The sequence below is a fragment of the Foetidibacter luteolus genome (assembly GCF_009650435.1).
Classification (GTDB): Bacteria; Bacteroidota; Bacteroidia; order Chitinophagales; family Chitinophagaceae; genus Foetidibacter; species Foetidibacter luteolus.
On sequence record NZ_VVIP01000059.1, the window covers coordinates 377,386 to 390,002 of the forward strand.

Consider the following 12,617-nt stretch of genomic DNA (forward strand, 5'->3'; position numbering starts at 1 on the left):
GCAATTCTGACGGGCCCATAAAAAAAGTCCGTGGCCTATGCCACGAACTTTACCAGGTTTGATGTTTGTGTTTCCCCTTAGCTCCTGATTAACTTTTATCCTTTATATCTGCCGTCTTACTTTCTCTCTATAAACATACCGCTGAACTTGTTTTTGCCTAGGTTTTGCATAACCGGCTTAAACAACTGCTGCGTTTTCATTTGCCTTGCAACCTTATTATCATCTAAAGTGTTCCTTAACCTGAACGAGCCTGTGGTAATATATTTTAGCGCATAATAAAGACAGGGTTCTTCTACATCGCCCCAATCTTTGTTAACGCCATCAGGAGAAAGTTTGTCAGGCGCAAAGCCGTCATAGTAATCGGCGTTGCCTGCGCTGTTAATGGTGCGGAAAGAGATGGGGTAGATGGAGTAATCAAAAATGTCAATACCAAAGAAACCAACGGGCTTGCCATATGTGGTATCGCCAATCAGCTTAACATCCATATAAGGTTTCAGGTTATTAACCAGCAGTTCACTTGCAGAAGCCGAACCGCTGCCTACAATTACAAATACCCTGCTTAAGTTAAGATTACCTGCTTTTTCGAAGTTAACCGTGTTGTTGGCTTGCGAAAATGAACCGTTTCCCCAGCCGAATTTGTTCTTGAGTAACGGGAAGTTATTGGCCTGCAGGCTGTCGTTAAACTGGTAAGTGTACATTTTCTGGCTATTGGCAGAGAGTGGGGCTATAAGATTTGCCAGGGTATCCTGCGTAGCCGTAGCGCCGCCGGGGTTATACCTCAGGTCAACCACCAGTTCATTAATGCCCGCACTTTGAAAATCTGTAAAAACTTCCGCCAGTTCATTACGCGATGTTTGCCCGAAAAACTGGTTAAACACAAAATAGCCCACCTTTTTTCCACCTGCTGATATTACACTGTGGTGCAATACTGAATTGGCTGTAAAACTTGTTTTGGACAGGTTGGCTGTAGCGGTACTGCCGTCAGGTTTGGTAAACTCAAAAGAAGCACTCTCCGTAGTTCCAAAAAACACTTCATTCAAAATGTCTATACTTGGGTCATCGTAGCCTATGGATGTGCCATTTATTTTGCTGATATACCACCCCCGTTTAATGCCGGCCTGCCCCGCGGTGGATTGATCATACACATAGCTTACAAACCAGTGTATGGAGTCTGAATCAACGGGGTCGGCTTCGTCAACGGAGGCAGGTTCTATAAAAAATCCCAGGTCTTTGCTGGCGCCGGTTTGTAAACCGTCAGATCCTTCTTTGGTGGTAACAAAACTGTACCTGTCAAGCGGTTGCAAAGCACGTATGGCACTCATTACGTTTTGTGCGGTTGACAGTTCATCGTCTCCGGTGTATTGCCTTGGATTAAACTGTGCGTAAGTGGGCAACAGGCTGTTCCAGAAATACACTTCTTCAGAATAGAGGTAAACAGAATCTCTCAGTAAATCCAGTCTGGATGGTGTGTCGGTGCTGTCAACCGGGTCTGTGATGGAAACATCTTCAATTTCTTTTTGGCAGGAGGTAAGGGAGCTTAAAAAAAAAGCGAAGAGAAATACCGCTGTCAAGTTCTTCATATATGAAACATTTACTTTATTGGTAACGAAAAAGCCATGCAATAATAATATAGATACGACAAAAAACTACTTTTGGTATATCAAGTAAAAAAAATCCGATACATCAGTCATGAATTTAGCGCCGTATATAGATCACACTGTATTAAAGCCGGTTACATTAACCGCTGATATCAACAAATTATGTACCGAAGCGGTTCAGTACGGTTTTGCTGCCGTTTGCGTTCCGCCACCGTTTGTAAAACTGGCGGCCGGTTTGCTAAAAGACAGTAATGTAAAAACAGCTACGGTAATAGGCTTTCCGTTCGGGTATTCAGCCATTGAAGCAAAGATTGCCGAAGCTTTGCTGGCAATGGTGGATGGCGCCGGTGAGTTGGATGTAGTAATAAACTTAATCGCCTTAAAGAATAACGACTGGCAGTACCTTGCCAACGAAATAAACCATCTTGTGCCTGTTATTAAAAGCAGGGGAAAAGTGGTGAAAATTATTGTTGAATCTGGCGTGTTAACCGATGATGAATTAAAAAAATGCTGCGAATTGTATGGTGCAGCCGGTATAGATTACCTGAAAACATCCACCGGCTATGCGGAAAAAGGTGCTACGCCGGAGGCTGTTAAGCTGATGCGTGAAAACCTGCCACCTCATGTTCAAATTAAAGCTTCCGGCGGCATTAAAACCTATGCGTTTGCCAAAGAACTGGTAGATGCCGGCGCCACCAGGCTGGGCTGCAGTGCCAGCGTTGCCATTATAGAGGGTACACCCGCCGGTAGCGGATATTAGCAAATACATTACATCCATCTTCCGTTCATCTAAAATATGCGGCAGCCTTAACAAACTATCACTACATTTGAAACATGCTGAAACTGCTAAGCATATTATGGAACAGTTTTAAAATGGCTATGCAGGAGCTAAGGGTAAATAAGCTCCGCACGTTCCTTTCGCTTTTTGGTATTACCATAGGCATATTTTGCATTATCAGCGTGCTGGCTACCGTAAACAGCCTTGAATACAAACTTCAGAATGATATATCAGCTTTAGGCACCAATACCATATACATAGATAAATGGGAGTACGATGGCGGACCCGATTATCCATGGTGGCGTTTTGTAAAGCGCCCACAGCCAAAATTTGAAGAAGTAAAATTTATTAAAGAAAAAAGTACACTGGCGGAGGCTGTATGTTATTTCAACTCGTCCGGCATAAGCTTGCAGCACGAAAATGATATATTGAATGGTGTAGCCGTGTATGGTATAACAGAAGAGTTTAACCGCATTCAGACCATCAACATAGCTTATGGCCGGTACCTGAACGAAACAGAGTTCCTGCGTGGTAACCCCGTAGGTGTATTGGGTTATACCAACGCGGAAGACCTGTTTGGCAAGCCTGAACGTGCCATTGGCAAAACGGTAACTTTTAATGGTAAAATTGTAACCGTTGTAGGTGTTATTGAAAAGCAGGGCCAGAGTTTTGTTGGCGGTTTTGATTATGACCGCAGCCTGATAACCACTTACCGTTATTTTGCCAGTATTTACGATATGAAGAGCCGCAACTTCGACCCCTTTATTATGGTAAAGGGCAAAGCCGGCATTCCCACCACAGCCCTTATGGATGAGTTGCGCGGTATAATGCGGCAAACAAGAAAGCTAAGCCCTAAAACCGAAGATGATTTTGCCCTTAACGATGTAAACCTGTTCAGCCAGCAGGTAAGTTCATTTTTTGTATCAGTAAATATCGGCGGCGCCATCATTGCAGCTTTAAGTCTTATAGTTGGCTTGTTTGGAGTGGCCAACATCATGTTTGTAACCGTACGGGAGCGTACAAGCCAGATTGGCCTTAAAAAAGCCATAGGCGCAAAAAAGCGTACCATCCTTACAGAGTTTTTGCTGGAGAGTGCCTTCCTTTGTATCGTAGGCGGGCTGATAGGTTTAATGTTTGTTTATTTGCTGGCCTTTATTTTAAGCAGCGTGATGCCGTTCCCTATTGTCATATCCATCAACATTATTATTTTGGCTTTGGCGCTTTGCATAGGGCTGGGTGTGTTAGCCGGTATTATCCCCGCATTTATTGCCGCACGTATGAACCCCGTTGTAGCCATCCGTACTAAGTAGTGTTTTACATCATACATCTCGCAATCTATCCTCTTGCACATTTAAGTACTTCGTAAAAACTTCGTACATCCCACATCTAACATCTTACATAGAAAAGTACTTCGTACTTCACTGTTCGTACTTGCGGGGGCGCCTGCCCAAGCTGCGCAAGGGCACCGGGCTTTCCGCTCATACTCCGGCACAGGGCCCTGCCACAATGGCTTCACCGGGGTAACCGCTTCAATCCCTGGCGCGGTAGTGATACAGCCTGTCAGCCTGCAAAAAAGCTTCTGTGTAAGCCGGTAAAAATTAATGTGGCAAAAGCATCTTTAACCACATTTCCGCCGACCTTTGACCATCTATGCGGGTAGTTATAACAGCGGCAACGGTTGGCGAATGGATGCCATCTTTCCTGGCAGTAAACACTTTGTACACCAGCGACAGTACAAGGTTTAAATTATCTTTTCACCAGTCTGGCGTGGGTATGCTGGCCAGCAGCGTGGCTATTACCAGGCTGGTAATAGAGGAAAAGCCAGATTTGGTTGTGCAGGCAGGCATCGCGGGTTGTTTTAACAGCAAATACCCTTTAGGCAAAGTGTTCGCTGTAAGCGACGAAACCATTGGCGATATGGGCGTGGAAGAGGAGGGCAGGTGGAAAGATATTTTTGAGATGAAGCTTGAAAAATCAAGCTATCCGCCTTATGAAAGAAGGAAGCTGCCTAACAGCCACCTTGGTAAATACAACCTGCTTAAGTTGCCGGCAGTACCGGCCATAACTGTCAACCAGGTAACTACCGGCAAAGAACGCATTAGCCAGCTAACCCGCAAGTACAACCCTACGCTTGAAAGTATGGAAGGTGCCGCCTTGCACTATGTATGCAGGGAGTTGAATGTTCCATTTCTCCAGTTAAGGGCCGTGAGCAATTATGTTGGTGAAAGAAATAAAGAAAACTGGGAAATAAAAAAAGCCATTGACAACCTGAACGAGGTATTGCTGAAATATATTGATAAGCTGTATAAGCTAAAATAACAGAACCTGTTAGTTTAACGCTAAATTTTATCAAAGATGAATAGTGGTTTAGAAGCCCGGCACAACGTTAAGCAGGCTGTTCCATTTTTTATGGTGGTTAGTATGGATAGGTCCCTTGACTTTTATGTTGAAAAGTTAGGGTTCACATTAAAGCATCAATGGCAACCGAACGGAAAAATTGAATGGTGTTGTTTGCAGCTTGGCAATGCATCCATTATGCTGCAGGAGTACAGGCAACCGCCTGCTGAAAGGTTAGGAAAAGGTGTAAGTGTCTGTTTTATATGTGAAGATGCATTGGCAATCTATAACCAAATTGTTGTAAACCAACTCCCCGTATCTGAACCATTTGTTGGTAATAACATGTGGGTGGTTGAATTGAAAGATCCTGACGGCTATCATATACTCTTTGAAAGTCCCACTGCTGTACCCGAAGAAACAATGTACTCAGATTGGGTAAAGACAAACAGGGCCAATTGAATCACGTTGCCCTTATGTTTCCGGTGCCAGGGTTTCCGGAAGCATCATCTACCCGGGGCTGAAAAGACGCCATAAAAACCGAACGATGAAGTGCTTGCGACGCAATCCCGAAGTTTCGGGACTATGAAATACCTCAGCCGGTACCATAGAAATCATCGCAGCATTCATTAAGCCAGAATAAAATAACAGATACCACAGGTGATACCTATAAATGATGCTGGCAAGGCCAAACAAATAACGAAATTTGCCGCTGACAGTAAAGCAAAACGAACGGATTAGCACATGAAATATACACTTGGTTTTTCCCCCTGTCCTAACGACACTTTTATTTTTGATGCCCTGGTTAACGGCAAAATCGATATGCAAGGGTTGGATTTTGAAGTAGTGCTGGAAGATGTACAAACCCTTAACAACTGGGCGCTTCAGGGCCGGCTTGATTTTTCCAAGATAAGTTATGGTGTGTTGCCGCTTGTGGTACAACAGTACGTTTTACTTAACAGTGGCGGCGCCCTTGGGCAAGGTGTAGGCCCACTGCTTATTACAAACGATAATACCTTAACTGAAGCTACTATTCAGGATGCAGTTGTAGCCATACCTGGTAAAAATACCACGGCCCACCTGTTGTTTTCACTGGCTTTTCCAGAAATGCACAACAAGCAGTTTAAAGTGTTTCATGAAATTGAAGATTGGTTGCTGCAAACGCCTGCCAATGAAAAAAGGGCGGGTGTTATTATACATGAAAACAGGTTTACTTATGCCGCCAGGGGGCTGCATAAAATAATAGACCTTGGCGAATACTGGCAACAGCAAACCGGCTCCCCCATACCATTGGGCGGTATAGTGGCTAAAAGAAATATAGACAGCGCAACTGTTGCTAAAGTAGATGGCCTGATTAAAAAGAGCCTGCAACATGCCTATGAACATCACTATCAGCAACTGGCGGATTATGTAAAGCTCCATGCCCAGGAAATGAGCCCCGGTGTTATGCGCCAACATATTAATCTGTATGTCAATGATTATTCAGCCGGCTTAGGCAACGATGGTAAAAAAGCGGTATTAACACTAATGGATGTTTATGCCCGGCAACACCCGGGTTACCAGTTTACTCCACAGCATATCTTTCTTTCTGCCGAGGGATAATTTTTAAATGGCATTAACCTTTCCTCCTGTTGTCAACATGCGTTACATTAGTAAGGTTAAAATACTCATACATGCCATTGCAAACCATCGGAGATGTTATCGCAGAACTTAATACTGTTATAGATTATTGTGTGCAGCACCGCCACAGGGCGGGGTTCTTTGCTGCACTGTACAAACGTATGACGGTGGCTGTAAGCGACGGCATTACAGCAGGAGTATTTGAGGATGGTAAACGTATGGAGCAACTGGACATCTGCTTTGCCCAAAGATACCTGGATGCCTGGCGTTTTTACGGTTTAAAGCAGCCTTGCACGGCTTCCTGGCAGTTTACTTTCGATGGCTGTTTTCACCAGCCCAATACGGTGCTGCAGCATTTGTTGCTGGGCATTAATACGCACATTAACCTCGACCTGGCTATAGCCGCGGCACAGGTGGCGCCAGGCAGCGCCATAGATGCGCTGGAAGAAGATTTCAACCGCATTAATAATGTTATTGCAACCCTGGTGGATGATGTGCAGGAATCACTATCAAAAGTGTGGTTCCCCATGCGCTTTATTGCAAAAATTGCTAACCGGCGGCACGAGCCGGTATTGAACTTTAGTATTGAAACGGCCCGCAAAGTGTCGTGGGCCAATGCCGTTGTGCTGGCTCACCAGGATGATAATGGCCGCCGGGAACAGGTAAACCTTATGGACAATACGGTAAAGCAAATAGGGCAGCGCATACAACAGCCGGGGCGTTGGGCGGGTTTCCTGCTATGGCTGGTACGCAAAACAGAATATGATGATGTTGCCAGGACGATAAAGTTGATAGATACAACGGTTGTTCCTTAAGTAGCAGCCATAAAAAAAATGAATTTTTTTTTGGGACCAACTACGTTACTACTATGAGGCTTCGTTGTGTCACTCACTTGTACGGCTGGTAATTCTATTCGGCAATTTGCAACCAGGCCGCACTTTTAATAAGGGCCTGATGTGCCGGAGAGTATCATTAAACTACTGCGCTGCCCCTGCTGCCTTTTCGTCAAAATTATTCGGCCAGTCTTTAGCCAGTTTGCCGGCTTTTTCTATAACGGAATCTTTCAGGCTTTCTTTGTAAGCAATCATTTTTAAGGCAACGGTATCATCGGCTGTAGCAATAATTTGTACTGCCAGCAGGCCCGCGTTTTTTGCGGCGTTCAAAGCCACGGTGGCAACAGGCACGCCATTGGGCATTTGCAGAATGGACAATACAGAATCCCATCCGTCAATACTGTTGGATGATTTTACCGGCACACCTATCACCGGCAACGGCGTTATGGATGCAACCATGCCTGGCAGGTGAGCGGCGCCGCCAGCCCCAGCTATGATAGCTTTTAAGCCACGGTCATGCGCATGCTTGGCGTATTCAACCATACGCAGCGGGGTACGGTGCGCTGATACGACAGTTAGCTCAAAAGCAATATCAAAGTCTTTTAAAACCTCCGCGGCCTGTTGCATCACGGGTAAATCACTGTCACTACCCATAATGATGCCCACAAGAGGTGTTTTAGAGATTACTTCCTGCTTTGGCGTATTGCTGCTGTGTTGCTGTTCCATTTCCATGATGTCCGTTTTTAACTGTTGCTGTTATTTTGAGACGGTAAAATTATAGGTAAGTTTTGATACCTGCCGCCGCTGTATTTAGAAGATATCACTCATCGTTTAACACGTATCATTCAAAGCTATCTTTGCCCAAAATAATTACCATTGCAGTTACCGGAACAGTTATTGAAATCGTTAGAAACAGTAAAAGGGTTTAACCGTGAAGCTTTTGAGGCTGTTCATACTTCCGGCGGGCAGGTAACTTCAATAAGGATTAATCCGGCCAAATGGCCCGGTCAGCAACCGGTTGCCGCCCATTCGCCGTTCAGCAATGCTTCTCCCGTTCCCTGGTGCCCGCATGGCTTTTATCTGCCGGCACGGCCTTCCTTTACGTTAGACCCCTGGTTACACGCCGGTATGTATTACGTGCAGGAGGCAAGCAGCATGTTTTTATGGCAGGTACTGCAACAGCTTTGCGGCGGGCAAACGGCAGGGCTAAAGGTGCTGGATCTTTGCGCAGCACCGGGCGGCAAAACCAGCTTGCTGGCATCTTATTTTCACGATTCACTGGTGGTAGCCAATGAGGTTATCAAACCCCGGGCCGCCATACTTGCGGAGAACATTACTAAATGGGGTACCGGTAATGTAGTGGTTACCAGCAACGACCCAAAGGATTTTCAACGGCTGCCCGGTTACTTTGATGTGCTGGTGGTTGATGCTCCCTGTAGCGGCAGTGGGTTATTCAGGAGAGATGCGGATGCTATTGAAGAGTGGAGTGAACAGAACGTACAGTTGTGCAGCGAACGCCAGCAACGGATACTGGCCGATGCCATGGATTGCCTAAAAGAAGACGGCATTCTTATTTATTCTACCTGCTCTTATTCGGTACAGGAAGATGAGGAAATACTGGATTGGTTAAGTTCCGCCTATCCGCTTTCTGCGCTGCGGTGTAACCTGGATGCTGCATGGAACATCATAGAAACGCATACCGGCAAAGGTGCTTATGGCTACCGGTTTTATCCAGACAAGGTAAAAGGCGAAGGCTTTTTTGTTGCCGCTTTCAGAAAGGCAGGTGGGCAGGCTTTCAGCCAGCGCAAACCGGTACTTTCGCCCGTGAGCAAAACAGAAGAAGCTATTGCCACAGAATGGGTAATACCCGGTGATTTGTTTTTCTTCAAACAGAGTGAAAATATCCTGGCTATATCCCGGGTGTTTCAGCAGGATATTGCTTTGCTGCAGAAAAACCTTTACCTGCGTAAGGCCGGTGTGGCTATTGGCGCGGTAAAAGGAAAAGACCTGGTACCGCATCATGAACTGTCGGTAAGCCTGTTGCCCGCAGGCCATCTTAACCACGTTGATCTTGAACTTGATGAGGCGGTTTCCTACCTGAAGAAAAAGGGGTTTTTAATACCGCCTGGTAAAAAGGGCTGGTGCCTGGTTAAATACAAAGGCGCAGGGCTTGGTTGGCTAAAAGCCTTGCCCAACAGGTTCAACAATTATTATCCTGTAGAATGGAGGATACTAAAGGAGTAATAGTGCCGTTAGTGCTGGCTTTCTTAACAACTATCTCGTGCTAACAATTGTTATCTTCGCCGCTCAATTAATTATTCCTGCTATATGACAGATAGAACTGTTTACGTTGTTTCCGCCGTGCGTACGCCTATTGGCAGTTTTGGCGGCTCCCTGAAAGATTTTTCCGCCACGCAACTTGGGGCGGTGGCCATAAAAGCGGCTGTTGAAAAGGCTGGATTACAGCCAGGCCAGGTTGAGGAAGTATTAATGGGCTGTGTTATACAGGCCAACCTTGGCCAGGCCCCGGCCAGGCAGGCTGCAAAATTCGCCGGGCTGCCAGACAGCGTGGTTGCCACCACAGTAAACAAGGTTTGCGCCAGCGGTATGAAAGCCATAGCGCAGGGGGCACAGAGTATTTTACTGGGTGATGCGGATATAGTAGTTGCAGGTGGTATGGAAAGCATGAGCAATGTGCCTTATTACTCCCCCAACATGCGCTGGGGTAACAAATATGGTAACGTTAACCTGGTTGACGGGCTTGCCAAAGATGGCCTTACAGATGTATATCACAACTATGCCATGGGCAATGCCGCGGAACTGTGCGCTAAAGAATGCAATATCAGCCGCGACGAGCAGGACGCTTTCGCTATTGAAAGTTATAAACGGAGCCAGCAGGCCTGGGAAGCCGGCAAATTTGCTGATGAAATAATACCTGTTGCCATACCGCAACGCAAGGGTGAGCCATTGTTGTTCGCTAAGGATGAAGAGCCTTACAATGTGAAGTTTGACAAGATACCTGAACTAAAACCGGCCTTTATAAAAGATGGCACCGTTACCGCTGCCAATGCCAGTACCATGAATGACGGCGCTGCCGCTGTGGTGCTGATGAGTGCGGCCAAGGCTAAAGAGTTGAACATTAAGCCGCTGGCTGTTATAAAGAGTTATGCAGATGCTGAACAGGCCCCTGAATGGTTTACTACCACACCATCGCTGGCGCTACCGAAAGCCGTAGCCAAAGCAGGGTTAAAAATGGCCAACCTTGATTATGTGGAACTGAACGAAGCTTTTTCCGTGGTGGGTATTGCCAACATTCAAAAGATGGGGCTTGACGCGGCAAAGGTGAATGTGCATGGTGGCGCTGTATCGTTAGGGCACCCGTTGGGTTGCAGCGGTGCAAGGATTATTGTAACCCTGATAAATGTGCTGAAACAGAACGGCGGTAAGATTGGCGGCGCCGGTATTTGCAACGGCGGGGGAGGCGCCAGCGCAATGGTGATAGAGATACCGTCTTGACCACGATTTTATGCTGATGTGACTGATTGCCCTGATACGATGCTGGTAATAAAAAAGTCCTGCAAAACACTTACAGGACTTTTTAGTTATGTATAGGTATGCTCATTCAGGATTCACTGCCGTTTCCTTTAGAAAATCAATGGCTGACATCACCAGGAAAAATTAGCAACTTATTATTCGCCATTGACAATTGACCATTCACCACCCTATCCGGGCTGCAAGCTGAATAACGAACAAAGCGCACAAGAGTGCGACGCAACGGAAGCCTCATACCTGTTCCTTCTGCCGGGGCCATAAAAAAATGCCAACAAACACAGCCAGTGATAAGTAAATAACAGTTACAAAATTTAAACCGACTTCGCCAGCTTAGGCTGATAGCGCCGAAGTGACGGTAATCCGTTATTCACCACTCACCACTCACTACTTTCTGCTATAGTTAGGCGCTTCCCTGGTTATTTCCACATCATGCGCATGGCTTTCACGCATGCCCGCATTGGTTATTTTTACAAAAGTGGCCTGCTGTAAAGCGGCAATATCTTTGGCGCCACAATACCCCATACCTGCACGCAAGCCACCCGCGTATTGCGCAATTACTTCGCTTAAATAACCTTTGTAAGCAACGCGGCCTTCAATGCCTTCGGGTACCAGCTTTTTAATGTCGTCTTCCACATCCTGAAAATAGCGGTCGCTGCTGCCCTGCGCCATAGCGCCTATACTGCCCATACCACGGTATTCTTTAAACTTGCGGCCTTCGTAAATAATGGTTTCGCCGGGGCTTTCTTCAACACCCGCGAACACGCTGCCCATCATTACCACATTAGCGCCAGCGGCAAGCGCCTTAACCATATCGCCGGTGTAGCGTATGCCGCCATCCGCAATTACGGGTACGCCTTTTGCCTTTAACGCATTGGCCGCTTCCATAACGGCTGTAAGCTGCGGCACGCCTGCACCTGCAACAATGCGTGTGGTGCATATACTGCCGGGGCCAATACCCACTTTAACGGCATCCGCGCCGGCATCTGCCAGGGCTTTTGCACCCGCTGCGGTGCCCACGTTGCCGGCGATTACCTGCAATGTTTTAAAGCTCTTTTTTAAAGATTTCAAGGCATCTATAACACCGCGGGTATGGCCATGAGCGCTGTCTAACGTAACAATGTCAACACCCACCTGTTGAAGGGCTGCAGCCCTGTCGTGCAAATCTTTGGTAATACCCAGTGCTGCGCCTGTAAGCAGGCGGCCAAAATTATCCTTAACGGCATTGGGGTAGTTGCGCAGTTGAAGAATATCCCTGTAGGTGATGAGCCCTATCAGTTTACCCTGTTTGTTAATAACGGGCAATTTTTCAATTTTATATTGGCGCAGAATTTTTTCCGCTTTTTTAAGGTCAGTTCCTTCCGGTGCTACTACCAGGTTTTCTTTGGTCATCACCTCACTTACCTTACGCTTTTTGTCGGTTTCAAAACGCAGGTCGCGGTTGGTTAAAATACCTACCAGTTTGTTATTGATATCAACAATGGGTATGCCGCCAATTTTGTTTTCTTTCATCAGCCGCAGTGCATCGCCAATGGTGGCGTTATCAGGCAGTACAATGGGGTCTATAATCATGCCGCTTTCGCTGCGTTTTACTTTACGTACCTGTTCGGCCTGCTTTTCAATGGTCATGTTTTTGTGCAGAATGCCAAGGCCGCCTTCCCTTGCCAGCGCAATGGCCAGGTTGGCTTCGGTAACGGTATCCATTGCCGCGGAAAGCATGGGTATATTTAATGTAATGCTTTTGGTAAGCTGCGATTTAATGTTTACTTCACGTGGTAAAACTTCGCTGTAAGAGGGAATTAACAACACATCATCGAAGGTGAGCCCTTCTCCAAAAAATCTTGATTGTGCCTGACTATTACGGGGGGAATTAATTCTTGTTGCCATGTGCAAAGATATAGCGGC

11 protein-coding genes are annotated in these 12,617 nt (G+C 46.3%); 8 read left to right on the forward strand and 3 right to left on the reverse strand.

Annotation, left to right across the window (positions count from 1 at the left end; all coding sequences use genetic code 11):
- Positions 1-116: 116 nt before the first annotated feature.
- Positions 117-1,580: a S41 family peptidase gene (locus F0364_RS20215; protein ID WP_153799614.1), complete on the reverse strand. Its 1,464-nt coding sequence runs from the start codon at positions 1,578-1,580 to the stop codon at positions 117-119.
- A gap of 109 nt (positions 1,581-1,689) precedes the next feature.
- Here F0364_RS20215 and deoC point away from each other — a divergent pair, with 109 nt between their 5' ends.
- From deoC to F0364_RS20245, 6 genes are all read left to right on the forward strand, one after another.
- Positions 1,690-2,358 (forward strand): deoxyribose-phosphate aldolase, encoded by a 669-nt coding sequence (gene deoC, locus F0364_RS20220; protein WP_153799615.1) that lies wholly within the window; start codon positions 1,690-1,692, stop codon positions 2,356-2,358.
- 74 nt (positions 2,359-2,432) lie between these two features.
- Positions 2,433-3,686, forward strand: coding sequence for an ABC transporter permease (locus F0364_RS20225; protein WP_153799616.1), 1,254 nt, complete (start codon positions 2,433-2,435; stop codon positions 3,684-3,686).
- Between the two features lie 340 nt (positions 3,687-4,026).
- Positions 4,027-4,695: a futalosine hydrolase gene (mqnB, locus tag F0364_RS20230; protein WP_153799617.1), complete on the forward strand. Its 669-nt coding sequence runs from the start codon at positions 4,027-4,029 to the stop codon at positions 4,693-4,695.
- Between the two features lie 36 nt (positions 4,696-4,731).
- The gene (locus tag F0364_RS20235; RefSeq protein ID WP_153799618.1) at positions 4,732-5,172 is read left to right on the forward strand and encodes a VOC family protein; all 441 of its coding nucleotides are present in this window, start codon (positions 4,732-4,734) and stop codon (positions 5,170-5,172) included.
- A gap of 282 nt (positions 5,173-5,454) precedes the next feature.
- Positions 5,455-6,312, forward strand: coding sequence for a 1,4-dihydroxy-6-naphtoate synthase (locus F0364_RS20240; RefSeq protein WP_153799619.1), 858 nt, complete (start codon positions 5,455-5,457; stop codon positions 6,310-6,312).
- 71 nt (positions 6,313-6,383) lie between these two features.
- Positions 6,384-7,145 (forward strand): DUF5995 family protein, encoded by a 762-nt coding sequence (locus F0364_RS20245; RefSeq protein ID WP_153799620.1) that lies wholly within the window; start codon positions 6,384-6,386, stop codon positions 7,143-7,145.
- Positions 7,146-7,307: 162 nt separating this feature from the next.
- Here F0364_RS20245 and purE read toward each other — a convergent pair whose 3' ends face one another.
- Complete coding sequence (gene purE, locus F0364_RS20250; protein ID WP_235921169.1) at positions 7,308-7,895, reverse strand: 5-(carboxyamino)imidazole ribonucleotide mutase; 588 nt, start codon at positions 7,893-7,895, stop codon at positions 7,308-7,310.
- Between the two features lie 144 nt (positions 7,896-8,039).
- On the opposite strand from purE, the gene F0364_RS20255 reads away from it, so the two are divergent.
- Both F0364_RS20255 and F0364_RS20260 read left to right on the forward strand, forming a co-directional pair.
- On the forward strand, positions 8,040-9,407 hold the full coding sequence (locus F0364_RS20255) for a methyltransferase RsmF C-terminal domain-like protein (protein WP_153799621.1): 1,368 nt from the start codon (positions 8,040-8,042) through the stop codon (positions 9,405-9,407).
- 84 nt (positions 9,408-9,491) lie between these two features.
- Entirely contained in the window at positions 9,492-10,679 is a 1,188-nt protein-coding gene (locus tag F0364_RS20260; protein ID WP_153799622.1) for a thiolase family protein, read from the forward strand.
- Positions 10,680-11,099: 420 nt separating this feature from the next.
- Here F0364_RS20260 and guaB read toward each other — a convergent pair whose 3' ends face one another.
- On the reverse strand, positions 11,100-12,599 hold the full coding sequence (gene guaB / locus F0364_RS20265) for an IMP dehydrogenase (RefSeq protein WP_153799623.1): 1,500 nt from the start codon (positions 12,597-12,599) through the stop codon (positions 11,100-11,102).
- Positions 12,600-12,617: the final 18 nt, after the last annotated feature.